The organism is Sorangium sp. So ce1153 (assembly GCF_051521595.1).
GTDB lineage: Bacteria > Myxococcota_A > Polyangia > Polyangiales > Polyangiaceae > Sorangium.
In genome coordinates, this window is sequence record NZ_CP150361.1 from 7,979,588 (window position 1) to 8,005,494 (window position 25,907).

General features: G+C 71.3%; 21 protein-coding genes. 11 read left to right on the forward strand and 10 right to left on the reverse strand.

Features of this window, described 5'->3' with window-relative positions; translation table 11 throughout:
* The first annotated feature begins 3 nt into the window (after positions 1-3).
* Complete coding sequence (locus WME85_RS28660; protein WP_437825696.1) at positions 4-1,482, forward strand: NADH:flavin oxidoreductase; 1,479 nt, start codon at positions 4-6, stop codon at positions 1,480-1,482.
* 139 nt (positions 1,483-1,621) lie between these two features.
* On the opposite strand, the gene WME85_RS28665 is transcribed toward WME85_RS28660, so the two are convergent.
* The 4 genes from WME85_RS28665 to WME85_RS28680 all read right to left on the reverse strand — a co-directional run bounded on the left by WME85_RS28665 (position 1,622) and on the right by WME85_RS28680 (position 5,273).
* Positions 1,622-3,229 carry a GMC oxidoreductase gene (locus WME85_RS28665; RefSeq protein ID WP_437825698.1) on the reverse strand — a complete coding sequence of 536 codons (1,608 nt, stop codon included), beginning with the start codon at positions 3,227-3,229 and terminating at the stop codon, positions 1,622-1,624.
* A 111-nt stretch (positions 3,230-3,340) separates the two neighbouring features.
* On the reverse strand, positions 3,341-4,429 hold the full coding sequence (locus WME85_RS28670) for a hypothetical protein (protein WP_437825700.1): 1,089 nt from the start codon (positions 4,427-4,429) through the stop codon (positions 3,341-3,343).
* Positions 4,426-4,830 carry an SRPBCC family protein gene (locus WME85_RS28675; protein WP_437842373.1) on the reverse strand — a complete coding sequence of 135 codons (405 nt, stop codon included), beginning with the start codon at positions 4,828-4,830 and terminating at the stop codon, positions 4,426-4,428. Before WME85_RS28675 ends, WME85_RS28670 begins: the two co-directional genes overlap by 4 nt.
* Positions 4,831-4,931: 101 nt before the next feature.
* Complete coding sequence (locus tag WME85_RS28680; protein WP_437825703.1) at positions 4,932-5,273, reverse strand: hypothetical protein; 342 nt, start codon at positions 5,271-5,273, stop codon at positions 4,932-4,934.
* A gap of 171 nt (positions 5,274-5,444) precedes the next feature.
* On the opposite strand from WME85_RS28680, the gene WME85_RS28685 reads away from it, so the two are divergent.
* The 3 genes from WME85_RS28685 to WME85_RS28695 all read left to right on the forward strand — a co-directional run bounded on the left by WME85_RS28685 (position 5,445) and on the right by WME85_RS28695 (position 8,148).
* Positions 5,445-5,903 (forward strand): hypothetical protein, encoded by a 459-nt coding sequence (locus WME85_RS28685; RefSeq protein WP_437825705.1) that lies wholly within the window; start codon positions 5,445-5,447, stop codon positions 5,901-5,903.
* 72 nt (positions 5,904-5,975) lie between these two features.
* Positions 5,976-6,899 (forward strand): hypothetical protein, encoded by a 924-nt coding sequence (locus WME85_RS28690; protein ID WP_437825707.1) that lies wholly within the window; start codon positions 5,976-5,978, stop codon positions 6,897-6,899.
* 481 nt (positions 6,900-7,380) lie between these two features.
* The gene (locus WME85_RS28695) at positions 7,381-8,148 is read left to right on the forward strand and encodes a hypothetical protein (RefSeq protein WP_437825708.1); all 768 of its coding nucleotides are present in this window, start codon (positions 7,381-7,383) and stop codon (positions 8,146-8,148) included.
* A gap of 30 nt (positions 8,149-8,178) precedes the next feature.
* Here WME85_RS28695 and WME85_RS28700 read toward each other — a convergent pair whose 3' ends face one another.
* A complete protein-coding gene (locus WME85_RS28700) occupies positions 8,179-9,564 on the reverse strand; it encodes a sigma 54-interacting transcriptional regulator (protein ID WP_437825710.1) in 1,386 nt (461 codons plus the stop codon).
* A gap of 157 nt (positions 9,565-9,721) precedes the next feature.
* Here WME85_RS28700 and WME85_RS28705 point away from each other — a divergent pair, with 157 nt between their 5' ends.
* Entirely contained in the window at positions 9,722-11,371 is a 1,650-nt protein-coding gene (locus WME85_RS28705) for a hypothetical protein (protein WP_437825711.1), read from the forward strand.
* Positions 11,372-11,392: 21 nt separating this feature from the next.
* Here the strand turns inward: WME85_RS28705 and WME85_RS28710 are convergent, their stop codons facing one another.
* Together WME85_RS28710 and WME85_RS28715 are read right to left on the reverse strand one after the other, a co-directional pair.
* The gene (locus WME85_RS28710; RefSeq protein WP_437825713.1) at positions 11,393-14,650 is read right to left on the reverse strand and encodes a protein kinase domain-containing protein; all 3,258 of its coding nucleotides are present in this window, start codon (positions 14,648-14,650) and stop codon (positions 11,393-11,395) included.
* Between the two features lie 101 nt (positions 14,651-14,751).
* Positions 14,752-16,101, reverse strand: a complete 1,350-nt coding sequence (locus tag WME85_RS28715; RefSeq protein ID WP_437825715.1) for an ABC1 kinase family protein — start codon at positions 16,099-16,101, stop codon at positions 14,752-14,754.
* On the opposite strand from WME85_RS28715, the gene ybaK reads away from it, so the two are divergent.
* The gene (gene ybaK / locus WME85_RS28720; protein WP_437825717.1) at positions 16,079-16,564 is read left to right on the forward strand and encodes a Cys-tRNA(Pro) deacylase; all 486 of its coding nucleotides are present in this window, start codon (positions 16,079-16,081) and stop codon (positions 16,562-16,564) included. The two genes, WME85_RS28715 and ybaK, sit on opposite strands and share 23 nt — an antisense overlap.
* Before the next feature lie 71 nt (positions 16,565-16,635).
* Positions 16,636-17,466: a hypothetical protein gene (locus WME85_RS28725; RefSeq protein WP_437842374.1), complete on the forward strand. Its 831-nt coding sequence runs from the start codon at positions 16,636-16,638 to the stop codon at positions 17,464-17,466.
* A 134-nt stretch (positions 17,467-17,600) separates the two neighbouring features.
* Here the strand turns inward: WME85_RS28725 and WME85_RS28730 are convergent, their stop codons facing one another.
* The gene (locus WME85_RS28730; RefSeq protein ID WP_437825719.1) at positions 17,601-18,086 is read right to left on the reverse strand and encodes a DUF2243 domain-containing protein; all 486 of its coding nucleotides are present in this window, start codon (positions 18,084-18,086) and stop codon (positions 17,601-17,603) included.
* 285 nt (positions 18,087-18,371) lie between these two features.
* Between WME85_RS28730 and WME85_RS28735 the strand changes: the two genes are divergently transcribed.
* Positions 18,372-19,124 carry a hypothetical protein gene (locus WME85_RS28735; RefSeq protein ID WP_437825721.1) on the forward strand — a complete coding sequence of 251 codons (753 nt, stop codon included), beginning with the start codon at positions 18,372-18,374 and terminating at the stop codon, positions 19,122-19,124.
* Positions 19,125-19,154: 30 nt separating this feature from the next.
* Here WME85_RS28735 and WME85_RS28740 read toward each other — a convergent pair whose 3' ends face one another.
* Positions 19,155-19,508 carry a hypothetical protein gene (locus tag WME85_RS28740; protein ID WP_437825723.1) on the reverse strand — a complete coding sequence of 118 codons (354 nt, stop codon included), beginning with the start codon at positions 19,506-19,508 and terminating at the stop codon, positions 19,155-19,157.
* A gap of 331 nt (positions 19,509-19,839) precedes the next feature.
* Here WME85_RS28740 and WME85_RS28745 point away from each other — a divergent pair, with 331 nt between their 5' ends.
* Positions 19,840-20,781, forward strand: a complete 942-nt coding sequence (locus WME85_RS28745; protein ID WP_437825724.1) for a hypothetical protein — start codon at positions 19,840-19,842, stop codon at positions 20,779-20,781.
* A 196-nt stretch (positions 20,782-20,977) separates the two neighbouring features.
* On the opposite strand, the gene WME85_RS28750 is transcribed toward WME85_RS28745, so the two are convergent.
* Positions 20,978-24,865 carry a serine/threonine-protein kinase gene (locus WME85_RS28750; protein WP_437825726.1) on the reverse strand — a complete coding sequence of 1,296 codons (3,888 nt, stop codon included), beginning with the start codon at positions 24,863-24,865 and terminating at the stop codon, positions 20,978-20,980.
* A gap of 553 nt (positions 24,866-25,418) precedes the next feature.
* Here WME85_RS28750 and WME85_RS28755 point away from each other — a divergent pair.
* Positions 25,419-25,709: a hypothetical protein gene (locus WME85_RS28755; RefSeq protein WP_437825728.1), complete on the forward strand. Its 291-nt coding sequence runs from the start codon at positions 25,419-25,421 to the stop codon at positions 25,707-25,709.
* The gene (locus WME85_RS28760) at positions 25,706-25,858 is read left to right on the forward strand and encodes a hypothetical protein (RefSeq protein WP_437825730.1); all 153 of its coding nucleotides are present in this window, start codon (positions 25,706-25,708) and stop codon (positions 25,856-25,858) included. The genes WME85_RS28755 and WME85_RS28760 overlap by 4 nt, the downstream gene beginning before the upstream one ends.
* The last annotated feature ends 49 nt before the right edge of the window (positions 25,859-25,907 follow it).

A 25,907-nucleotide genomic window follows, 5' to 3' on the forward strand; every position in this document is an offset into this window, starting at 1 on the left:
AGCATGAAACAGAACGACGCGAACGAAATCATCTTCAAAGAGCTCAAGTTCCGGAACCTCACGGTCAAGAACCGCGTCTTCCGATCGAGCATCTCCGGGCGCTTTGACAACTACGATGGTTCGGGCACCTATGTCCGGATCAACTGGGAAGAGAAGTTCGCCGCAGGCGGAGTCGGGGCGATCATCTCCTCGTACGTGCCGGTCCACACCCGCGGCCGCATCCTGCCGAACTACGCGATGATCCACCACGACGGGACCATCCCCTTCTGGACGGCCCTGGGCGAGCGGGTCCACCGCCACGACTGCAAGTTCATCCTGCAGCTCAGCCACTCGGGTCGCCAGCAGGACCTCGGGGGCGTCGAGAACCTCCCGTTCAAGGCCCAGAGCTCGACGAGCAAGAGAGAGCCGTTTCACGGCTTTCTCTGCACGTCCATGACCAGGGAGGAGATCAAGTACACCGTACAGTGCTTCGCGGAGGGGGCCAGGCGCGCGAAGGCCGCAGGGCTCGACGGCGTGGAGACGCACAGCTCCAACGGTTACCTGATCAACCAGTTCCTGAGCTCCGGCATCAACGACAGAAAGGACGAATACGGCGGCTCCGTCGAGAACCGCGCGCGCTTCCTGGTGGAGATCATCCGCGCCATCCGCAAGGCGGTGGGCGACGACTTCCATGTGCAGGCCAAGATCAGCGCTCTCGAGTACAACGACGTGGTCCCGTTCGAGAAGCGCGGGAACACCCTCGAGGAGTCGATCGCGATCTGTCAGATGCTCGAGGAGGCGGGGGTCGACGCCATCCACGTCTCCACCGGGAGCATGTTCCCGCACCCGCGGAACCCCGCCGGCGATTTCCCCCTGGACGACGCGCGCCGGTGGTACGACGGGCTCCTGTCGAGCGGCTCGCTGACGATGCGCAATTACCTGATGTTCAGGTACCGGCTCCTGCGCCCGCTGTTCCGCCGCATCTGGTTCCGCCACCTGCCCGAGAAGACCAGGATCGAGGGGCTCAACGCCGAGAACGCCCGCGCGATCAAGGAGCGCGTCAGGGTCCCTGTGATCGTCACCGGCGGCTTCCAGACGGCCTCGGTCATCGCCGAGACCATCCGGAGCGGGGCGAGCGACGCGGTCAGCATCGCGAGGCCGCTCCTCGCCAACAACGATCTCGTCAAGATGTTCGAGCGCGGGCTCGACGCTCCGCCCAACCCTTGCACTTACTGCAACAAGTGCCTGCTCAACGTCCTCGAGAACCCGCTCGCGTGCTATGACCTCGATCGCTACGGCGGCGATTACATCAAGATGATGCAGAACGCGATGTCGGTCTATTACCCGTCGCCGTACGGAGGGGGACCGCCGCCCTTCGCCGGCCTCGTCGCGTCCGAGCCGTCGCAAGGGCAGCCAGCGCCGCTCGAGGTGCCGAGCACTGTGCCCGTGGACGGCGGGTCCCTGCGCTGCACCTACTACCGCGGCGAGCGCCACCGCCGGTAGGCGGCCGTCCTCGGCGCCCGCTCTCGCCCGCCACGGCGAGGAGCGGCCCGCCGGCAACATCGCCGGTCAGGGCTGGGACCCCTGACCGGCGCCTGGTCTCAGACGCGCTCCAGGCGCTGGCTGACGCGGATCGCCTGCTTCAGCGCGCCGGGCCGGCGCCTCGGTCGCACAGCAGCAAATCGGCGATGCGCTCGCTCAGGGCACCAATCGTCATCGAGGGATTGCACCCGATGGCCCCGGGGAGGATCGCGCCATCCACGACGAACAGGTTCTTGTAGCCGAACACCCTCCCCGCATGGTCGACGACGCCCTCGGCGCGGCTGCGGCCCATGCCACAACCTCCCAGCGGGTGCACCGAGATCATGCCCCGGAGGAGTCGCCAGAACAGGGGCACGTGGAGCTGGCCGCCAGTCGCCTCGGACAGTCGTTCTTGCATCTTCAGGATCGTGCTGGCCAGCTCTTCCGACTTGTCGACCCGCCACTTGAGGTCGAGCTCTTGCTCCCACCACTTCGCGAAGCGAGGTCTCAGGCGCAGCTCACCGTCGGCGGCGTCGACACCCTGGCCCAACCAGAACATCACATTTCTGGTCGGATTCCACTCGTCCAGACCGCGCTTGAGCTGTCGCTCGAGCAGCCATGCTACCGGCCGCAACGCGGGCGACGCCAGCTTGGCGCGCACCGCGTTGAGCACCATATTCGGAATTCCGTCGTCCTGGATGTAGAATCGCTCTCCGTTCACGCTGCCGTCCATGAACTCCAGCGCCGACGTGATGGTGGGGCCGATGCCCTGCTTCACCTGGTCGCCGTGCGGATAGAGGGCCGGGGTCAGGAAGTTGGCGTTCGGGCTCCAATGCTTCCCGAGCTGTCGGCTGATGTTCGGCAGGGTGCGGTGCTCATCGCGGCAGCGCAGCAAGAGCTCCGTGGTGCCGAGCGAGCCCGCTGCCAGGACCACCACCTCCGCACGCACGCTGCCAGAAATCAGGCGCTCCCCGTCGACGCGCTCGAAGGATACGCGGTAGCCGCTGCCATCCGGCTCGATGCGGCGCACGACGTGCAACGGTCGCACTTCGGCCCCGTGGCGTTCCGCAAGAGGAATGTAGTTGAGATCGAGCGCATTCTTTGCGCGAACGTCGCAACCGATATCGCAGTTGCCGAGATGAACACATGTGCCCTGCCGCTCGCCCTGCTGATTGACGAACGACCTCGAGTGCTGACGGCCGAGCGGGTCGTCGCGGTCATAATTCCAGTGTTTGTCGAACGTGATCCCGAGCGGCACTCTGGTGAAGCGGTCGCTATAGCCGAGCTTCGTGGCCGCCCTCTGGAGCAGGCGCGCGCGGGCTGTGAGCTGTCGGCTCGGGATCGGCCTCGCGCTGAGCATGCCGCGGACCTTCGCGTAGTACGGTTGCAGCTCCTCGTAGGTGATCTCCGGCGGCCACCCGGCGTCGAACAGCTGGGGTCGAGCCTCCAGGAGTACAGCCGAATAACAGAGGGATCCGCCTCCGACTCCGGCGCCCTGCGCGACGATCATGCGCGGGAAGAAGCGCAGGTCCAGCCAGCCGTTGTGCTTCGCTGGGGAATTTTGCTGATAGAGCCAGGCGTCCGTGGGCCCGCGCGGGTGCTGACTTGCCGTCCAGCGCCTGCCCCGCTCGAGGACGAGAACGCGGGCACCTCCCTCTGCCAACCGAGCAGCCGTGATGGCCCCCCCGAAGCCGCTCCCGATCACGATGACGTCGAACTGATCAACCATGAGGCGCTCTCCTCGCGAAAGGCCCTTCACCTGGACGCTGCGTCAGCTCTCCAGCCGCTCGTCATGCAGAGCGCTCCGTCGGGTCGCTCGCCCTGGAGATGCGAATTACGACTACCTGACCCGTCTCCCGCCCGAGCGGATCGCGGTCTTCGCGTCGTTCCGGTTGTCGCGCCAACCCGGGTGATGGAAATGCACCACATGATCGGCGTTGTACGAGGCGACGGCCTCCGTGAACGTGATCCGGCCGATGCGGCGCCAGTCGGTGACCTTCACACGCCGGAATCCCGGTATACCTACGCTCTCGCCCCTGTCGGACACGCTGATGTCGAACACTATCGAACCAGTGGGCTCGGGAGCCCCCGGCTCGAATATGTGAGCATAAACCTCATCTCGGAAGTCCAGGTCCTCGCCCTGAATCCGGGCCTGTCGAGGCGCCATCTTGAGCAGCATGTGCTCGGGGCACCTCGTGCGCTCGCCCTTGGGCTTGCCGAGCTCGGCGATTTCATGGAGCTGGCGAGCGTCCGGCACCTTGTCCACGAGCGGAAAGATTAAACCAGCGCGAACCATGATGAGGAAATAGATCCCGCGCCGCCATGCGGTCACGTTGGGCGCATTTCGGAGCTCCGCGTCGTTGATGAAGTCGGTGTGCATGCCCCCGAGGTCTTCCTGGGACAGGAAGCTGGCGGGAACGAGCGGAGTCGCGTGGTCCGGGTCCATCGTCGGATAGATCTTTCCGGCGAGGCTCAATGAGCGTCGCTGCCCGCGCCGCGTCTCATTGCCATCCGAGGAGTATCGTCCGATGATCAAGCCCTTGGCGCCCGCCTTGAAGTAGCCGCTATACTGGCTCTCCTCCGTGATCTCCCACACTCCCAGGAGGCAGATGCCGTTGGGCGAGAGCATCCTCCGGAAGCCCTTGCCATCGGGCCCCCAGCGGAGGTCCGCCCTCGAGTCCACCGTGCGCGCCGCGGCTTGCTTCAGCAAATCGGCATGAGCAGAGAACGCGCCCGACCACGCATTTCTGATGGTCGACTTGAACATCGGAAGGAGGCCGGGGGCCTCGCCGCTTCGGCCCCCGCGGTACGGATTCGCGTACAGGGCGTCTCGGACGTCCGCATATCTGGAGCCGCGGTAGGCGAGGTCGTCCTCGCTCATCCCTTGCGGGCCGTGCAAGGAGCTCAGATCAAAATTCCACTTGCTCATCGGACGCTCCACAGCAGCTCGTTTTCAGCGCGTTCCTTGATCCGTTGCATCGCGGCGACCATGTACCGGCGGTAGAGGATCTTGATCGCGGGAGTCAGGAGGAGCGTGGCCAGGGCGGACGTGCCCTCGAACTCGTAGAGCCACTTCACCTTGGTACCGGGGCAGTCGTCCGTGAACCACCATTGCCCTCGTGCCTCCTTCACCAGTCGGCGGAGGATGGGATTCGTGAAGTTGCTTACCATGTACGCGAAATGGTCTGGCGCATCGGCCGCTGTTACCTCTTCGCGCACGGTGCTACCATCCGTCAGGTGGATCGTCCGGTACGAACCAGGCACATCCCAGGGTCCAGTGGTGCCGGAGGTCCACTCCGTGCCGGGAAAACCGTACCCGGCGCGCAGCACGGTGTTCAACTCCGTGTCGAAGACCCCGGGGACGAGCCAGGCGAAGAGGGGTGCCCTCGGCACCGCGATTCGCGACGTTACAACGGCGGAGACTGTTGACATCAGTAGTTCCCTTTCAGGTTGAAGACGGGCGGTCGTGCCGAGGGCCACGCTGGCGTTCGATAACGCGGTACTTCATTGAGGAAGCGCTGCGCGATGTCGAGGGTCTCGTAGGCTCTTTCGAAGTCTGCCGGATCGCCGTACGTGTCGCCCTTCCCACACTTCTCCTCCAGCAGCGCGTCAGCCGCCTCGGACATGTTCTTGTAGTCAGGTGGACAGAAGCCCTCGAGGACATCGTCGAGGCCCACCGGGTTGGCTCGCCAGGCGGGCAGCAGGGTGCAGCAGGCGCTGAAGCAACGGACCTGCCTCGACTTCCATACGCAGAGAGCGAAGGCACCGTGCATGTTGGAGACACACTCGGTGGAGCTGAACAGGCGAATACTCGCGCAGGGCGGCGTCCATGCGCTTGTCGAGCACGCTCATCTTGCTCCGCTCCGCCACCGCGATCAGATGCTCGATGGCCAACTCCGGATTCGTGGGGTGTCCTCGGGACGTAGGCCCCTGAGTCGTCGTTCATGAAGAAGTGCGTCGATTGCGATTTATCCGGGCTGGATGCGGTTCTCCCCCTCGTGCTTTGCATCTATGCGCCGGTGACACCCTCGCCGTCCTCCGCCTTGAACGGTACGTCGTGCATGATGATGGCTGTCATGTCATCACCACGACTTGTCACGCCGGAACCGCTCGGACAGGCCGGCTCGGCGCACGACATCGGCTTCGTCCTCAATGCGACCGAGCACGTCGATCCGCTGGGGCTCATCCTCATCGGCTACACGGCCAATGACGACCACCCCGACGAGCACGGGCGAGGCGAGACGCGCCGTGCCGCCATGGAGCGCGCGGCGGCCAGCGGACAGCGGGTGGTGCGCGCCGACCGCCTCCGCGGTCCGCGCGACCCGAACGGCATCTCAGGCGAAGCGCAGCCGCCTCGTCGTCCCCTCCGGACGCGATCTCCAGCGGTGCCCCTGCCAGGCTGACGGCGGCTGGTCAGGACCGCCGAGCCCGCCGGCGCGGCTGGTCGGCCGCCGCGGAGCTGCGACACTCCGCGGATGCTCCTCCCCCGGCGCCCCTTCCTGGCCCTCTGCGCCGCCGCCCTCGCCCCGCGTGCCGCCCTCGCCGACCCCGCCGGCGCCGCGACGCCGGCGCCGCCGCCCGCCGCCGTTACCCCGCCGTCCTTCGATGTGCGCGACCTGCAGGTCCCCGGCGACCGCGCCCTCGGCCGGCGGTTCACGCTGCTCGTCCCGAGGCACCTCGCCCCCGGCGAGCGCGTGCCGCTGCTCGTGCTCCTCCACGGCCTCGGCGAGACCGGCGACGAGCGCCTCGGCGCCTTCGCGTGGCTCGAGCGCTACGGCCTCGGCTCGGCCTACGAGCGGCTCCGCCGACCGCCGCTCGTCCGCACCGCGCGCCGGAAGGACTGGACCGACGCGCGCCTCGCCGAGGTGAACGCCGCGCTCGCGGCGCAGCCGTTCCGCGGCCTCGCGGTCGCGTGCCCCTTCACGCCCAACGTCCACAGGGCGCCGAACCCCTCCGCGGCGCTCGACGGCTACGCGCGCTGGCTCGCGGACGTCGTCCTGCCGCGCGCCCGCGCCGAGGCGCCCGTGTTCCAGGACGCCGCCCGCACCTCGCTCGACGGCTGCTCCCTCGGCGGCTACGTCGGCGTCGAGGTGTTCCTCCGCAGGCCCGAGCTCTTCGCCGCCTGGGGCGGCGTGCAGTCCGCCATCAGCGCCCACCGCGCCCCCGCCTACGCCGACCGGCTCGCCAGGGCCGTCGCCGCGGCCGGCCCGCGCGACATCCACCTGCTCACCAGCAAGGGCGACCCGTTCCACGACGCGAACGCCGCGCTCGCCGCGCAGCTCGCGAAGCGCTCCGTCCCCCACACGCTTCGCGTCCTGCCGGGGCCGCACGACCAGCCCTGGCTCCGCGAGGCCGGCACGGTCGAGATGCTCCTCTTCCACGACCGCCGCCCGCGCTGACCCGGCGCCGCGCGCCGCCCGCGTGCACGAGGAGCCCGGCTCTCCGCAGGAATGCGCCCCCGCCGACCGAGGCCCGCGGCGCAGGAGCGGGGCGAGCCCGGGCGCCATGCGCCAGGCCGCGCCTCGAGGTTGCAGGCGTGGCGGTCCTTGTGGCACCCCTGCACGCACGGGGGAAACGGCCGCTCCCCACCGGCTGCCGTGGCGACGCCCCGCCGCACAGGCGCTGTTGCGCTGCTGTGCTGCTGCGCTGCGGCTCCTTTCGCGGCTCGTTCGCCGCGAGCGACAGGCGCTCGACCGGTGACCTCCCCGGCGGACGAGCGCCTCCCCTGCGCGTGAGCGTCGAGGGCCCGATCATTCCGAGTGGCACGTCAGTTGCCAACCGGTCCGCTGCGATCGCGTCGCACGGAGACTCTCTGCTGCACGCGTCCAAGGGCCCCCGTGGGGGCGGCTCGAACAACCACCTTCATCTCGGAGAGATACGATGATCAGCCTCACCTGCCGGAGCGCCATTGGTGGCGCGCTTGCTCTTGTGTTCTCGCTCGCCGTCGGCTGCGCCGTGGACGCGGAGGGCGCCGCCTTCGACCCGGAGCTGCGCGCGATCGAGGAGGCCGACGATCCCACGGAGGACGTGGCCGAGGCGCAACAAGAGATCACCGCCTACGCTTCTCAGTACCGTCACTGCGGCAACATCTGGAACCAGCAGAATTACGATATCATCGTAGGCGGCGACTGCGGTTCAGGTTACGTTCGTGATTCCTACGAGGTGTGGAACGCTGGCAACGGAGCCTGCAACGCTGTGGGCTGGGCGTCCCCCGACGCTCGGGACTGCCGTGTCAAAGTGCACATCTTCGACTCCAACGATGTGAATTGTGGGGAGTGCTTCTATCGGATCGAGAAGAAAGACAGCCGGTGCTCGCACGACAAGTGCACGACCGGGGCGCCGCTCGCCAAGGAGTGCAGCCCGGCGATCGCGGCCATCTGCAATGCGGATGCTTACTGCTGCAGCACCAGCTGGGACAACGTCTGCGTCACCGAGACGCGTACGATCGCCGGCAGCCTGGCCTGCGACGATGGTCCCTGCGCGCACGCGCTCTGCACCACCGGCTCGGCGCTGACCGCAGGCTGCGACGCGGCTCAGGCCAACTGCGTCGCGAGCATCTGCGCGGTCGACCCGGAGTGCTGCACGAACACGTGGGACAGCCGCTGCGTCAGCAAGGTCGCCAGCGTCTGCGGCAAGAGCTGCAACTGACGTCGCGCCCGCCGTCGGCCAGGAGCGTGGCTATCTCCGGAACCGCTCCGCGTCGATCCCATACCGCTTGAGCCAGCGCTGGATCTGCATCCGCGCCTTGCCCATCTCGCTCGCCACGGCGGTGATGTTCCCTCTGTGCACCTCGAGCAGCCGGACGAGCTCATCCCGCCGCGCGGCATCCTCGGCCATCGGCCCTTCCAGCGCACGCTGCACCGCAGGGGAGAGGTGCTCCAGATCCACCTGCCCTTGCTCCCCCGCGAGCACGACCGCTGTCCCGAGGCACTTCTCCAGCTCCCGCACGTTCCCCGGCCAATCATGACGGAGCATCGCCCTCGCCGCGCGCGGATGGATCCGCACCTGCGCCGTGTGCTCCGGCGGGAGGCTGGCGAGGATCGCCCCGGTGAGCAGGCCGAGATCCTCGCGGCGCGCGCGCAGCGGGGGAAGCTCGACCTTGTGGCCGGCGAGGCGATTCCACAGATCGGCACGAAACGCGCCGCCTTCGACCATCCGCTCGAGGGGGCGGTGAGTCGCCGCGATGATCCGGAAATCGACCGCGAGCGACCGCGCGCCGCCGATCGGGCGGACCTCGCGCTGCTGCAGGGTCCGGAGCAACGCCGCCTGCGCCGGCGCCGGCAGGTCGCCGATCTCGTCGAGGAACAGCGTGCCCCGGTCGGCGCTGCGGACGAGGCCGAGGCGATCCTCCGTCGCGCCCGAGAATGCTCCCTTCTTGTGGCCAAAGAGCTCGGCTTCCACGAGGTCCTTCGGGAGCGCGCCGCAATTGACGGCGACGAAGTCGCCGGTCCGCCCCGAGAGCGCGTGGAGGGCGCGCGCCATCACCTCCTTGCCGGTGCCGGTCTCGCCTTCGAGGATCACCGAGACCGTCGAGCGCGCGATGGGGACGAGCCGCTCGAACACGCGATGGAGCTGAGGGAGCACGGTCGCGAGGCCCGGGGCTTCCGGACGCGAGGCAGCCAGGTCGAGCACGGGAGGATCGTTCGGTTCGCAAGGAATGGCTTCCCGGTAGAGAAAAAAAGTATGCCCGAGCTCGATCAGGTCCCCATCCTCGAGCTCGGCCCGGGTCGTTCGAACGCCGTCGACCAGCGTGCCGTTCTTGGAGCCGAGATCGTCGAGGACCCAGCGCTGGAGCAGCTTGCCGAGGCGCGCGTGGGTCGAGGACATGCGGCGATCGTCGGTGCGAACCGCGAGCCGGCGAGCGCCGGCCGTCGCCTCGATCTCCCGGGCGGTCCCGCGGCCGATGACGAGCTCGTCGAGCTTCGTGAGCGAGAAACGCACGGGGAGGGCGAGCGGGCGGTGCGCCTCGAGGACGAGGAACAGGTGGGGGCGGAGGTGGGCGTCGCCGATCTCCTTGAGCTCCTCGGTGGAGGAGAGAGTTCTGCTATCCGGGTCGTCGGCCATTGCATCTTCTACATACACCATCTCCGAGCGGGCGTCCCCGAGGCGCGGCGGAGCCCTCCGCGCAACAGGGGTGCAACACTGCAACTGCGCCTCGCGGGCCGAGAGCCCGGAGAGGCGCTCTACCGGGGGCGGCATGGCTCTTGTAAAGACGCGGGGCATGAGCTCTCGACGCGCCATCACCTCGATCGTCCTCGTGCCCGCCGCCATCGCCCTGGGGTGCGGGCCTGAAGAACTGCTGAACGAAGAAGTCACCACCTCGACGCGGGAGCCTCTGAGAGGCCCGCGCTTCGAGATGCCGCAGAACGGGCTGCATCCGGACGCGGCCAGGGTCAATGTGGAGCTCCTGTCGGCGCTGAAGGCCACGACGCTCAGCGACGCAGGGCTCAGCGCGCTGCTGAACCAGCAAAGCCTCGCCGATCTCTTCTACACGGGAGCGGCCACGAGCGCCGAGAACCTGATGGCGGAGGTCGTCTCGTGCGCGCTCGACGCGACGCAGGCCGTGACGCCCGACGGATACGCCAGCACATGGCGGGGTCGATTCGGCCTGTGCCCAGGCTGGTCGGACACCCAGCCCACGCAGGATTGCCTCGATCTCGTCTCGGCCTGCGTGCTCGCGCGGATGAACGCGCTCGACAGGGAGGTGCCGATCTCGATCCACGTCCCTGGCGACCACGAGCCTTCGCCGCGGGTGAAGTTACACAGCTTCCTGCGCGACAGGACGAGGATCCGGAGCCTCGATCGCTGCCCGATCTCTGTGATGTACGTCGCGGACACCTGCAATTGGCAGCCGCATTTCGTGGGGATCTGCAAGCAGGGCACGCCGGTGACGCTGCAGCGGAACGCATGGATGAGCGTGCGCGTGTGCAACGGCATCCACGCGTGTGACGTTGACCAGGAGGACCAGAGCTTCCCCGACTCTCCGCCGTATGCCGGCTTTGTGGACCAGTTCACCGCGGGCGACACCCCGATCACCTTCACGTGCCCCGACGACGAGGGAGCTCACCCGAGGGGGCAGCCCCACCATCGGTACTTCAGCATCATGGTGGGCAAAGTGCCTTATGGCTGGGTTGAAGACGACGACATCGTGGGTTCCGGCCTCGACGTCACCTATCCGGCGGATGAGAGCCAGGTGTTCACCTACCCCGAAGGCTCGTTCTATGGCGACATCTTCACTGGATCGAGCGACGACCTCGGATACGTCTGTCACAGCGACCTCTGGCGGACCGGCGGAACGTACCTCACGGATCGGCTCTGCGCGAACCCGAGCGACCGGGCGAGCTGCGGCGCGATCGGCGGACGCGCCGCCTGCCGCGACGTCTGCGGGGCAGGGCTGAGCGCGCCTCCAGAGGAGGCGTACAGGGACTGCGAGGGGGGTGGTCGCGTGTGGAATGGGGTCACCGTCTATCTCAACGATCATCGCGATCTCTCCAGGGACCCGGCGAGCTCCGCGATCGTGTGCACCCCGCACGACGAGTGCACGCCCGGCGCGCCGCTCCCCGATGGGTGCAGCCCTGTCGTGACGAGCGTCTGCGCCGCGGATCCCTACTGCTGCAGCACGGAGTGGGACGGCCTCTGCGTCAGCGAGGTCCTGAGCGCGGCGAATAGCCTGATGTGCCCCGTCCCGAGCTGCGGCCACGCGCTCTGTACAGAAGGTGATGCGCTCACCCCGGGCTGCGACGTCCCGCCCCTCACTTCCTCGGGCTGCGTGAAGCTCCTCTGCGATCAGGATCCTTATTGCTGCGGGACGGCCTGGGACACGACCTGCGTCAGCGAGGTCCAGTCCGTGTGCGGCAAGACCTGCAACTGACACACGTCCGCGAACCGCCGCTCACCGCGCCGGCGCCTCGATCAGCCGCCGCATCTCCGCCACCGCGGGCACCGTCTCATCCGCCACCGACCACGCGTCCAGCACCCGCTGCGCGAGCTCCCGCGCCTGGCCGTCCTCGCCCCGCCGGGCCGCGCGCCGCGCGGCCCGCACCAGCGCGAGGCTCGCCCCGTTGAGCTCCGAAGAGCGATCGGCGAGCGCGGCCTCCAGCCGCGCGACGAGCTCGGTCTCTCCCATGCGCTCGAACGTCTCCACCATCGGCTCGGCGAGCACCTCGACGAACGGCCCCGGCGTCCGCAGCAGAGGCCGGAAGGCTCGCACCGCGCCCGCGAGGTCTCCCTTCGCGTAACGCTCGGCGCCCTCGGTGAAGGCGTCCGCGTCCGGGAGGGCGCTGTACGACAGGCGCTGCCGGAGCTCCCGGAATCGGGTGAAGCAGCGGCGGGAGACGGCGGGCGAGGCGTGCGCGCAGATCGCCGGGAGCCGGAGCGGGACGTCGAGGTATGCGCCGTCGAGCGGAGGAGGCTCGGGATCGAGGAACCGCTCCACGACGAGATCGGCGATCTCCTGCGCGCGGCCGAGGACGAGCGCGATCTGCAGCGCGCGCCAGGCGATGTCGAGGCGCTGCACGCGCAGCCAGCCGGCGTCGCCCGCGGAGACGACCATGGCCCGCCTTGCGCGCGCGAGCGCGGCGCCGAACCGAGCCTCGCTCGCCTCGATGCGCACCAGGAGCGAGTCGCTCCCCACGCGGTGCACGGGATGCCCCCCGGTCGCGAGCGCGACCGCGATGCCCCGCGCCTCCTCGCGCGCGCCGAGGGCGAGCAGCGCGTCCGCGAGGGTGCCGGCCACGGTCGTGTCGAGGGGCGAGAGGACATAGGCGCGCCGGGCGACCGCGAGCGCAGGCGCCTTGTCGCCCGGGCCCTTCGCCTGAAACAGCCAGCCATAGCTGTTCCAGGGCACCCAGGCCTGCATCGCGCGCAGCGTCGCCCCTGCGCTCGCGGTGCCGTACGTCACCGAGAGGAGCTGGAGCCAGGGCGCGCAGCCCTCGCCGATCGGGTTCCTCGGATCCGCGTGCACCGCGAGCAGGGCCATCTCCGCGGCCCGCTTCGGGTCGGGCGATTGAAGGAGACACGAGAGGGTCGTGGCGAGCGTCGAGCGCCCGAGCGGCGTGGCCTCGCGCGCGAAGCGGCCCTCGAGCTCGGCGATCGTGGCCGGATCGTCCTTGCGCAGGGCCACGTGCTCGACGCGGGCGCGCGCGGCGAGCTCGCCCGAGGAGGCAGGATCGCCGCGCGGAGGCAGCTCCACCGCCGGAAGCGGAAGGCCGAGCGTGTAGGCGCAATGGCGGCCCTCGGCGCGCCCCAGCTCCGCGAGATCGGCGCTCCTCGCCGCGACGCGGGAGCACTCGTCCGCGAGCCCGCCCGCGTTGTTGCTCATGGCCGCGGCGAGGTCGAAGAGCACGAGCGCGCCGCCGACGTCGCGAGCGCGCGAAAAATCGGCCATCGCGGGCTCGAGGGAGGGCGCCGCCGGGAGCGCGCCCCGCTCGGCGAGGCGATTCATCGCGTCCCTCACGGCTTGGTAGAGGGCGCGCCCGGCGCCCACGGCGCGGTCGATCTCGGCCCCGTCGGCGCGGCGGAGGGCGACCGTCATCCGGAAGCCAGAGCCCTCCCGGACGACATCGCCGTCGACGTAGGCGGCCGCTCGCTGGTGTGCTTCTTCGATGGCCTTCGCGCGCGCTCCGGGGGCGGCGTAGGGATCCTCGGGGAACCCGTCCACGGGCTGCGCCGGGAGCGCCAGGAGCTCGGCGGGGATGAGCGTCCGCCCCGAGGACCCCCCCAGCACGACGCGCGCTCGTTCGCAGAAGAGCGACGCCGCAGCGGCGCCCAGCCAACCTGTGGGCGCATCGACGCCCGACGCAGCGAAGGGCGGGCACGCCAGCACCGAGGACGGCAATTGCAGGGGCGAGGCGGGAGAGGGCACCGCGGAGGCGGAAGGAGGCACCGCTCCTGCGGGCATCCGCGGATCGAGGACCGATGCGCCGGCGACCGCGAGGAGCAAGCCGCCCGTCAGGGCCAGCAGCCCGATCCCCACCTTTCGAGGTCGACCGAGCCGCGGCGACGCGCGCGGCGGGGGCGCCGATGTTCCAGGCGCCGCCTGTCCTCCCTCTCCGACGGGAGCCGTGGACTCGAGACCCGACACCGAGCGTGTCGCCGTCGAGCCCCCGGGGAGCGCGGACTCGGTCTCCCCCGAAGCGGTCCGAGCGGATCCGGGGCGCGCTCCGCCCTCCTCGAGGACGTTCCCCTCCGCGGCCGCCGCCGTCCCCGCTTCGAATTCCGCCACGCTGGCGACGGCGGGACGAGGCAGGTCGAGGCGAGCCATGTCGGCGATCCCGAGCGCGTCGCCGAGCGCGCGCACTGCCGCGGTCGCGGTGGCGAATCGCGAGTCCGGATCGACGGCGGTCGCCTGCGCGAACCATGCATCGAAGCCGCCGGGCAGGGAGACGCCTCTCCTGGCCGCGCGCGCGCTCGCCGGCTCCACGGGGCCATACGCCGCGTCGAGCGCGAAGGCGACGAGGTTGTCTTCCTCCTTTTTCTCGTCGGCCCAGTACGCCTCGCCGACGAGGAACGTATAGGCCACCATCCCGAGCGCGTAGATGTCCGTCGCCGCCGAGACGCGCCGGGCCCGGAACTGCTCGGGCGCCATGTAGAGCGGCGTCCCCACGGTCTGGGTCGCGCCCCCGCCGACGGTGCCGTCGGTGATGATCTTTGCCACGCCGAAATCGAGGATCTTGATGAGGCGCTCGCCGTCCTCGCGCACGCTGAGAAAGATATTTGCCGGCTTGAGATCGCGATGGACGATCCCCACCCGGTGCGTCTTGTCGAGCGCGAGCGCCGTCTGGTGCAGGCACGCGAGCGTCTCCTCGGGCGAGAACCGCCCCACGCGCCGCAGACATCGGCCGAGCTCCTCACCGCGGAGCAGCTCCATGACGAGGAACGGCACCCCGGTCGCTTCGTCGACCCCGGCGTCGAAGACCTCCACGATGTAGGGGCTCTCGATGGGCGCGGTTACCCGCGCCTCGAGCTCGAAGCGCCGCCGGAGCTCGGGGCGCTCGATGATGTGGGAGAGCATCACCTTGAGCGCCCACCGGCGACCGGTCCCGAGGTGGAGCGCCTCGTACACCGCGCCCATGGCACCGGCGGCGAGGCGGCGAATCAGCCGATAGCGTCCGGCGAAGATTGCCCCCTCGACCACCTCGACGGACGTCACGCGAGACCTCGGGGGAAGGATATCCTGGCGCTACGACAGCTGCCTACCTGAATTGGAATTCGACCTGGAGCCTTCTCTGGCGGGATCTCTGACGCGCGGAGCTACCCGAGCAGCCCGGCCTCGCTCAGGAACGCGCCCTCCACGGCCGCATAGTCGGCCTCCACGTCGAGCCGCGCGAGGACCGAGTAGAACCCGAACTGGAGCCGGTTCATGAACAGCATCCCCGGCGGCAGCTGCACGAACCCGCTGTCCTTCACCAGGATCTGCTCCTTGATCGCCTTCACGCCCTCGACGAGGCTCGCCACGTAGGCCCGCGAGACGCGGAACGGCGCGCCGAACAGCGGCTCGAAGCACCGCCGCGAGTACGCGAGCGAGAGCTCCTCGAACCGCCCGCCGCGCGTCCCCAGGATGAGCGCCGCGTGCCGCGCGAACGCCGCCTCGTCCCTGCGGAGCGCGGCGACGTGCATCGCGCGCCCGTGCTCGAGCCGCGCGCCGTCGAGCGGCTCCACGCAGCCGAAATCGAGGAAGGTGACCCGGCCGTCCGGGTGAAAGAGGTAGTTGCCCGGGTGCGGATCCGCGTTGAACATCCCGCCGACGAGGTTGCCCTTGAAGACGAAGCGCCAGAGCGCCTCGGCGTACGCGCGCCGGGTGCGCTCGTCGCGCGCCGCGGCCTCCTCCAGGGTCGCGCCGCGCGCGAGCTCGGCGGTGAGCACCCGGCGCGACGAGCGCTCCTCGATGACCTCGGGGATGTGGATGGCCGGGTCCCCCCGGTGCACGCCCGCGAAATAGCGCTGCCGCTCCGCCTCGAGGCCGTAGTCGAGCTCCTCGAGGAAGCGCGCCCGGACCTCCTCGAGCACGCGCTTCGAGTCGAGCTCCCTGGGCGCCACGGCGCCGACCATCGCCTGGACCACGCCGGCGTTCTCGAGGTCGCTCGCCATCGCCCTGTCGATCCCCGGGTGCTGCACCTTCACGGCCACCTCGCGCCCGTCCGCGAGCGCCGCGCGGTGCACCTGGCCGATGGAGGCGCTCGCGAACGGCGCGTCGTCCCAGGCCGCGAAGAGCTCGCCGATCGTCGCCCCGAGGTCCTCCTCGACGACCGCGCGGATGGCCGCGGGCGAGGACGTCGGCGCCGCCGCGCGCAGCGAGCGCAGCGCGGCCTCGTAGGCCTCGCGCTGGGGCTCGGGGACGAAGCCGTCGACGTAGCTCGCCATCTGGCCGACCTTGGCGGCGAGCCCGCGCATCGTGCCCAGCACCTCGGCGACGTGCGCCGCGGCCTCCGCGGCGGCGTCGCCCCGCCGCGAGAGCAGGTGGGCAGTCCCCGCGCGCGCGCCGAGCCCCGCGAGCCGGACGAAGCGGTTCAGCCGGCCCTCGGGGACCTTCTTCTCGGTCGTCATCGGCGCAGCCGGGTCGTATAGCATGCCCCGGCCCATGAAGACGAACGCGGCGCGCATCCTCGACAGCCTCGGCATCCAGTACGAGCTGCGCACCTACGAGGTCGACCCGAGCGACCTCACGGCGAGCACGGTCGCCAGGAAGATCGGCCTGCCGCCGGAGCAGGTGTGGAAGACGCTCGTGGCGCGCGGCGACCGCCACGGCGTCTGCTTCGCGGTCGTGCCGGGCAACGCGCAGCTCGACCTGAAGGCGATGGCGAGGCTCACCGGCGATCGCAAGGTCGACACGGTGTCCCTCAAGGAGGTCCAGCCGCTCACGGGCTACGTGCGCGGCGGGGTCACGGCGCTCGGCGCGAAGAAGGCCTATCCGGTCTACGCCGACGAGACGATCGAGCTCTTCGATGTCGTCTCCGTCTCGGCCGGCGTGCGCGGCACGCAGATCCTCGTGTCCCCGGGCGACTACCTGCGCGCGACGAGGGCCACCGTCGGCGCCATCGCCGCGCCCGGCGGCGAGGCGGATTGAGGGCGCGCGCCGCCGGATCGCGGTATGCTGGCGGGGCTCGCCCGCGGTCCGAGCGCGGCGGCGACGTGCATATGACCAGAGCGGCCAGCGACGTGCGCGACCCCAGCGAGCTGAGCACCGTCGAGCTGCGGCAGCAGTGCCAGAGCAGCCACCCGTGGGAGCTCGGGCTCGGCGCGGTGCAGGTCATCGCGTCGACCGCCGCGGGGGGCGCCGTGCTCGCCGCGGCCGCCGCGTGCATTCCGGGGCTGGTCCAGTGCATCAGCGTGGGCCCGGCGTTCGCGGCGGGGCTCGCCGTCTGGGAGTCGCTCGGGGCGGTCAGGGGGTGGCTGCCGGGCGCGGCGTACCGCGAGGAGCTCGCGTTCCGCGACTGGCACGCGGGGCTCTCGCCGTGGGTGGGCCGCGAGGCGGTGCGGCGCTGGGCAGCGCGCGCCATGGCGCGCCGGCCGGCGGCTCCCGACTGGCTGCTCGTGCTCGAGGGCATCGCGCCGGCCGGCGGAGGGCGCCGCTGGGTCAAGGTCGAGCTCTCGCTGCCGCCGTCCTCGGCGGCCCCGTTCCGCGCGCAGGCCGCGGGGCACGCGCTCGTCCGCGCCGGCGGGGGCTGCCCGGGCGAGCCGCGCGCGCGGCGGCTCGCGCTCGCCCCCGAGCAGCTCGACGACATTCAGCAGGCGCTCGCCGAGCTGCCGGAGGGGCTGTCGCTGGACACGCTCGCCTCGCCCCGGGAGCCGGCGGTGTTCAACGGCCACTGCGAGCTGCTCATCGCGAGGCGGGCGCCGTTCGGGGCGATCCAGCTGACCTGCGCCTTCCCGTCGTCCGCGGCGGGCTCGCGCGCCCCCTCGCTGTCCCTGCTGCGCCGGCTCGTCCAGCTGGCCTGGCCCGAGGGAGAGGGGGGCGTGTCCGGGTGATCGGCCATCGCGGCGACCGACGCGGCCGAGCCGGTCCTGGGCGCCGACACGGCGTCGCTCGACACGGCCTCTCCGCCCGCGGGCAGCCGTGTTCCGTCGGGGAGCACCACGGCGTCGCTCGACGCGACCGCGCCCTAGCGCGCTGACAGCCGAGCCGGCGCGCCGAGGCTCGCCTCGCGCATCAATCGCAGGCCGCCCAGCACGAGCAAGGCGCCGGACGCGAGGAACGCGAGGTCCCAGCCCAGCTGACCCGGCCCCGGGCGGACGTGGTGAATCTGGAGGAGGTGATGGTCGATCACCCCCTCGACGAGGTTGAACACGCCCCAGCCCACGGCGGCGGCGCCCGGGAAGATCCGTCCTGGGAGCCGGACCTCGCCTGTGCGCAGCACGCTCCAGAGCTTGCTGACTCCTGCCACGGTGAGGCTGAATGCGACGACGCTGAACAGCCCGTCGGCGAAGATGTTCCTCCGCACGTCCTCGATGGTCGCGCCCGGATGGCAGCTGAAGCAGATCAGGTGGTGCCACTGGAGGAGCTGATGGAACAGGATCCCATCGATCAATCCGCCGGCGCCCATGCCGAAGAGCACGCCCGCCGTCTTCACGGCGCGTGATGTCCGCATGGGGATATTCCTCTCGAACGGGCGCGCTGTGCTCATCAGCTCCTCCGGCGGCGCAACCATGCGAGGGCCAAACCACGGAGTGCCGGCGCTCGGGACAGATCGCCCGGCTGGTTGAGGCTCGGTGGTTCAGCTACCAGGCGTCGGCGCAACGCGAGAACGGGAGAGGACTGTCCCGGCGCCGTCGCGGCCCTGTCGACTGGCCGGAGCGAGCCTGGCATGGAGTTGGCACATGCCCCGGCTCAACCGTTTCAAAGAAATGCTGAAAGGTGCCAGATGGATAACCGAATGAACCCGGAACACGCTGCAGGCCCGTCGGAGCCGGAGCACCAGGGTCCCAGGCCGGTCCCCTACACGTACCACGATGGGCGCGAGGATTACCTCCACGTCGGCCGCCAGGAGGGCGCGGTTGCAGACCAGCCCGAGGCGCTGGTCCCCCCGTCCGAAGGCATGTCTTCCCCTGCCGCGGCGACGGCCCTGCCGCCCGAGGCGACGGCCCTGCCGCCTGAAGCGACCGCGCTGCCGCCGGCGGCCACGCCCCGGTCTCCCGAGGCGACGCCGCCCGCGCCGGCGCAGCGCGCTCAGCAGGCGACCCCGAAGGCGACGCCGATGAGCGAGATCGTCACGCGCGGGCTGCGGACCGGCGCCGTGATGACGGCGGCGACGATGTGCACGATGATGGCAGCGTCCACGCTCAAGCGCGGGTCGCCCTGGGCCTCCATGAACGCCATGGCGACGGCGGTCGGGATCGGGGGGCGCCGCGTGAGCGACCGGTTCGATCCGGTCGTGACGCCGGCCGGCATCGCGGTGCTCGCCGGGGGGATGCTCGCGTGGGGCATCGGCTACGAGAAGGCGCTCGACGCGTCGGGGCAGCGCAGCGGCGCGCTCACGGGCGCCCTGTCCGCGTTCAGCGGCTTCCTGCTCGACGAGCTGGTCCTGCCCGACCGGCTCATGCAGAACTTCCGCGCCAAGATGGGCGTGGTCGGCACCCTCAGCAAGTACGTCGCCCTCGGCGTCGCGAGCGCCGCGGCCCCGCGGTGAGCGCCTGAGGCGCGCCCCGCCGCGCCCCCGCTAGCGCGGCCCCGCGGCCCCGCGCTCCTCCGTGCTCCGCTCCTCGTGCTGCGGCAGCGCGCCCACCGGCGGCGCCTCCTCGGCCGCGTCGCCGTCCGGCGCCTGCGCCTCCTCGGGCGGAGCCGCCGCGCCCGCGCCCGCGACGCCGGGCTCCCGCGGCTCGAGCGAGCCCGCCGGGCCGCCGCGCCCCGACTCCTCGTAAGGCCCTCCGCCGAGCGTTCCCGGCGCGCGCAGCTCGGCGTCCCTGGGATGCGGCCCGTCGAGCCGGAAGATCCCCCTCGATTGATCGACCTCGTCGATGCGACCCTTGCCCTGCGCCTGCGGCTCGCGCCGCTCCTCGTCATCGCGCCCCATGGTTCCCCTCCCTCGCCAGGACGCGCGCAGTGCACCTCCCGCACACGCGCGCTCCGGCGCTCCGCGTGCAGCACGTGAGGTGCCGGCGCGCGCCGCCGCCGGCGCCCTCCGCCCGCTCCGCCGCCGGGTCGCCGGTCGCACGAGAGCCTGGTTCGCTCGAGCTCCGAGATCACGCGCTCGCGCGGGAATGTCTCGGCCGCTCGGAGGTTCGGCTGGCGACGCGCGCGTGTCCGCGCCCATGACGCATCGCTCCTCGAGCGCATCGAGCCGCGCTGCGGCGAACGCAGAGCGCGACCGGCCGGGGCGGAGTTGGGGTATAGGCGTGCCGGTCATGAACCGAACCCGCCTCCTCACCAGCGCGCTCTTCCTCGCCGGCCACCTCTTCGCGCTTGGTTGCAGCGCTCCCAAGCCGGAACCCGAGATCGCCTCCTCGGCCCCGCAGAGCGGCTATGCGGAGCGTTACCCGGCCGAGCTGCAGGCCACGGCCACGTCCTTCAGCGAGCGCGAGGAGGTCGCGAAGCGCGTCACCGAGCAGTTCCAGGGCTACCCGGACCAGCTCAAGGAGCCGGACTGGAAGGTGGTCCTCGACGTCACCGCGCAGGCGGACGCGGCTGGCCGCAGCTACGACTACGTGGAGCGCGTGCGGGCGGTGGACGGCGCCGTGGCGTTCTTCAACGACAACAAGGAGGACCTCACCCGCAAGGTGAGCGGCGCCGCGCAGTACGTCGCCAAGCAGAAGGGCTGCGACGTCGACGTCACCGGCGCCACCTCGCACGCGCTCGAGGAGGGCGTCGAGCGCCAGCTCGAGAAGTACGTGCGCGACCGCAACGAGGCGCACCGCCGCATCGACCGCTACCGCGCCTCGCTCGGCAAGGAGAACGCCGCGGCGCTCGAGAAGCAGGCCGACGCCGTGAGCTTCGCGAGCTACGTCGTGCACATCGACATGGTCGAGCACAAGCTCCGGCTCCGCCGGATGCTCGAGGAGATCGAGTCGGTGAAGGCGTCGATCGACGCGTCCGTGGAGGCCGAGCGCGCGTTCCAGTCCTCGGGCAAGCGCACCGACGAGGAGACGAAGGCGTCGGAAGCGCGCATCGAGGAGCTCGGCCGCAGCAAGGCGATGCTCGACTCGTCCGCGACCCAGGCGAAGCAGATCGACGAGACGATGGACGAGCGCATCGCCGCGGCCCAGAAGAGCTACCGCGAGGCGATGGACCGGCTGCTCGCGACGATCCGGAAGAACGCCGGCCTCCCGGCCGAGCCCAGCGACGGCTGAGCTCCCGCCGTCCATTCCCCGCAGGGCGCCCGGCGCACCGCCCGCCCTGACGGCCGGAGAAAAAACCACAGAGGCACAGAGGGCACAGAGGAGAGAACCAGAATTTTCTCTTCTCTGTGCCCTCTGTGCCTCTGTGGTTCAAATCTCTCTTCCGCGGCGTCTCGTCCCGCCCCCGGCTCACACCTCGCGCGGCCCCTCAAACCGTCCGGTGCTCCAGCCACCTCTCCGCCATCGCGAGCGTCCGCTGGTTATCCGGCAGCGTGAGAAACCTCTCCCTCCACACCGGATCGCTGATCTTCCCCGCCCTCTCCAGCAACCTCTCCCTCGCCGCCTCGATCGCCGCCGCGCAGTCCGCCTCCATCCCGTTCGCCGCCAGCGCCTCCGCGTAGACGAGCCGCACCGACGACTCTCCCTCCTCGATCGCCCCGATCGCCTCCAGCATCGAGACCGCCTCCCCCGCCGCCGACAGCCCCTCGTCGAACCTCCCCAGCCCGAGCAGCGCCCTCGCGCGCGCCGCCACCGCCGCCGCGCGCAGCGGCGGCGCGCTCTGCAGGATCTCCGCCGCCGTCCGCGCCTCCCGCTCCGCCCCCTCGAAATCCCGCGCGATCAGCGCGATCCGCGCGAGGTACGTCCGCGCGCTCCCCTCCGTCCGCGGATCCCCGAGCCGCTGCGACAGCGCGATCGCCTCCCGCTCGGTGCGCTGCGCCTCCTCGATCTGCCCCCGGTAGCCGAGGACGTGCCCCAGGTTGCTCAGCGTCGATGCCGCCAGCTCGTGCAGCCCCATCCGCTCCGCGCTCGCCAGCGCGCTGCGCAGCACCTCCTCCGCGCCCTCGAAGTCGCCGAGCTCCGCGTGCATGTAGCCCACGTTCATGCGCACCGCGCAGGCGTTGCCGCGGTCGCCGGCGCGCTCGAACGCCGCCAGCGCCGCCGAGAGCCCCACGAGGCAGGCGCCTGGGTCGCCGTTCACGAGCGCCCGGATCGACCGCGCCTCGTGCAGCCGCGCCATCACCTCGGCCTCCCGCTCCGCGAGGTCGGTCCTGTCGCCCTCGATCGCCTCGATCAGCGCGTCGGCGAACGCGTAGCGCCCCCCGAACACGAGGAGCAGCGCGCCCTCGCCGAGGCACATGTGCTTCGCCACGAGCGCGCCCTCCGCCGCCGCCTCGGCGGCCTGCGCCGCGCTCATCCAGCGCTCCACCCGGTCGAAGCCGCCCAGCTTGCCCGCGGCGACGGCGACCTGCTTGATCGCCGAGAACCACGCCGCCGAGCCGGCCGGCAGCCGGTCCACCGCCTCGATCCCCCGCTGCTCCGCGAGCGCGAGCTCCCCGCGCCAGACGTGCGCCTCCGCCTCGACGAGCCGCAGCGCGCCGAACGTGTGCGCGGTGGGGCCGCACGCGATCCCGCGCTCGGCGCGCTCGACCGCGGCGGCGAGGTCCTGCGCCCGCAGCGCCTGCTCGGCCGCGCGGCAGTAGGCGGCCGCCGACCGCGACAGCTCGCCGCCGCGCTCGAAGTGCTCCGCCAGCGCCATCGCGTCCGCCGCGCCCGCGCGCGAGAGCCAGTCGCCGGCGAGCCGGTGCCCGAGCCGCCGGTCGCCCTCCGTCAGCATCCCGTACGCCGCCTCGCGGACGATCGCGTGCTGGAAGCTGTACTCGACCTCGCCGGGCAGGCTCCCCTCGCCGCGCCGGGCGATGACCTCGCGCTGCTCGAGCTCGACCAGCTTCAGCGCCACAGGCGCCCCGCCGACGAGCGCCGAGACGCCGCCCTGCCAGAAGGTCTGGCCGTAGATGCTCGCCGCGCGCAGCACGCGCCGCGCCTCGATGTCGAGCGCCTCGATGCGCGCCTGCACCATCGCCAGCACCGTCTCGGGCAGGTCGGCGCCCTTGCCGTCGGCGACCGCGCGGATCTGCTCCTCCAGGTAGAACGCGTTGCCGTCGGCGCGGTCGACGATCATCGCGAGCAGCTCCGGCGTGACCTCCTCGCCGAGCACCTGCCGCACGAGCCGCTCGCTCGCGCGGCGCGGCAGCCCCGAGAGCTGCACCTCGTGCACGCCGCGCCCCGCCCAGAGCTTCGGGAAGAGCTCGCGCACCTCGGGCCGGCCGAGCGCGAGCACCATGAGCCGCTGGTCGCCGAGGTTGCGGAGCGCCGAGTCGACCAGCATCACGCTCGGCAGGTCGCCCCAGTGCAGGTCCTCGAGCACGAGGAGCACCGGCCGCGCCGAGCACTCGGCCCGGAGCAGCTCCTCCCAGGCGAGGCGGATCTGGTCGCTCATCAGCACCGGGCTGCGCCGCGCCGCCATGAGCTGCACGCTGTCGCCGTCGGGGAACGGCACGCCGATGAGCTCGCCGAGGAACGCCGCCGTGCGCGCGGAGTCGCCCCGGCCGTACCGCTCGACGCGCGCGCGGATCTTGCGCTGCCGCGCCTCGTTCGGCTCGCCGTCGAACAGGCCGATCGCGCGCCGGAGCGCCGGGGCGAGCAGGGCGAACGCCGAGCCGGCGCTGATCGGGTCGCCGCGCCCGATCCACACCTCGACCTCGTCGCCGCGGTCGCGGAGCCGCCGGATCAGCTCGGTGCGGAGGCGCGACTTGCCGGCGCCCGCGGGCGCCGTCACGAGCACGGCGCTCGGCGTCGACTCCTCGACGCAGTGCGAGAACGCGGCGTCGAGCAGCGCCAGCTCGCGGTCGCGCCCGACGCACGGCGTCGGCCTGCCGAGCAGGGGCGGCGTGGTGGCGAGCGCCTCGCGCTCGCCGTGGAGGCGGATGCCGCTCGGGTCGCGGGTGATGTCGAACCGCGAGCCCAGGAGCCCCGCGGTCACCTCGTCCATGCGGACGGCGTCCGCGCCGGCCGGCGCCCGCGCGGGCGGCAGCAGGTGGACCGCGCGGTCGATCAGCTCGCCGACCGGCAGGCGCGCGGAGATCTCCGCGCGGCCGGTGACGAGCGCGACGGGCACGCAGCCGAGCAGCGCGTTCAGCGCGAGGGCGCAGCGCGCGGCCTGCGCCGCGAGATCGGTCGGGGCGCCGCCGGCGTTGAGCACGATGAGCGGCGAGCGGGACTCCAGGATCTCGAGCTCGCCCTGGTAGCGCTCGGCGACGGCGATCAGCGCCTTGCTGCGCTCGAGGTCCTCCTCCTGCGAGCGCGTCGCCTCCGCGTCGCCGGTCACGTCGCGCGCGAGCACGAGGCACATCATCTTGCGCTCGTTCGTGGTGATCTCGCTGCCGCGCACGGTGTTCATGGGGCGGCTGCTCACCGCGCCCGCGCCCAGGTCGTCGAGCGCGCGGAGCTCGGCCGCGACCGCGTCGCCGTCGCGGGGCCGCTCCTGCGGCGGCTTCGCGAGCATGCGCGCGACGAGGTCGTCGAGCGCCTCGGGGATGTCCCCGCGGAGCTCGCGGAGCCGCGGCGGGTCCTCGAGGATCACCTTGATGAGCACCGACAGCCCGTCGGCGCCCTGGAACGCCGAGCGCCCGGTGAGGCACTTGAAGAGCACGCAGCCGAGCGAGAAGACGTCGGCGCGGGCGTCGATGTTGGGCTCGCTGCGGGCCTGCTCGGGCGCCATGTAGCCGGGCGTGCCGACCATCGTGCCGGGCATGGTGAGGTGCCGGTCGATGGCGCCGAGGCGCACCACGCCGAAGTCGAGGAGCGTGACGCCCTCGACCGCGCTGCCGACGAGGAGCAGGTTGCTCGGCTTGAGGTCGCGGTGGACGATGCCGGCGCGGTGGATGGCGCCGAGCGTGGAGGCGATGGTCGTGGCGAGCGCGACGCTCTCGGCGATCGTGAGCGGCTTGCGGGCGAGGCGCTCGGTCAGCGTCTCGCCGGTGAGCCACTGCATCGCGAGGTAGGGCTGCCCCGCGTCGGTCGCGCCGTGCGCGATGTAGCGCACGATCCCCGGGTGCCGCAGCGCGGTGAGCGCCTCGAGCGCCTCCGCCTCGCGCGCGAACCGGACCGCCTCCTGGAGCCCCCGGCGCTGCAGGACCTTGAGCGCCACCGGCTCGTTCGTGGCCAGATCGCGGGCGAGGTACACGTCGCCCATCCCCCCGGAGCTGGCGAGGCGCTCGATCTGGAAGCGACGGTCGATGACATCTCCCACGCGCATCTCGGCTCCCCGTGTTACCTGAGACCTCGCATGAGCTTGCTTACAACGGTGAGTAAACGAACTCGGCGCCGATCGCCAGCGACTCCGCCCGGAGCGGCCGGGCGCGGCGGCGCGGCCGCCTGGCCGCGGCCACGGTCAGTTCTGTGAGTTGACCAACAACATAGCGTCGTGGCGGCGCCGGTCGAGCGGGCCCGCGCGCGGCGCCAGCGCCGGGCTCGCGGCGCCACGTCCGGCTCGCGGCGCCAGCGTCCGACTCGCGCCAGCGCCGCCGGCTCGCCTGGCCTGCCGTGGGCGGGCGCGGGCCGGGGCGCCGCCGGCGGGCCGGTGGGGTCGGTGCACGGCAGCGGCAGCGGCGGCCGCGCACGCGCACGAGCGGGCGGGTTCATGGGCGGCATCGCGCGCGCTCGCCGACCCATGCGCTCCCATGTCGATCAGGACGCCGCGGTGGGAAGGGCATTTTGACCACGGTGAGTCAAAATGCCCCGAACCGCGGGGCGTATGTCACGACGGCTCGTCGTGCCTGTTACGGTCGCCTGGACTCGAATGCCATGGCATGCAGCGTGCTGGACTGAACCGCATGAAGACGAAGCTGTCCAAGAAGCAAAAGAAGAAGCTCAACAAGCTTGGTCGGAAGGTCATCAAGCCTGTGGCGGCGGTGACGAGCCTCGCCGCGGCGTTCACCGCCGGACTCTACGGTTCGAGAGCGAGAGGCTATCTGACCAGCGCCGGGGATACGGTGACCAGCAAGGTGAAGGGCTGGGCGAGCTCGCTGGGCGTGTCCAGGCTGGCCAATGGCATCTCCGGGAGAGCGCACCCGGAGGTCGAGCTCTCGCAGCCGTCATGAAGAAGAAGACCCGCCGTGCCCTTCGAAAGGCGGTCAAGGCGGTGTCGGCCGCGGCGGCGATGCTCGCGGTCGAGACCATCGGCTCCGCCGCCGGGCCCCTGCTGCGAGACGCCGTGAAGAAGACGAGGAAGAAGCGACGCGAGGACTGAACGCGCCTGGTCGACGGTCCCCGCACGAGCGCCTCGCGCCGGGCGTGGT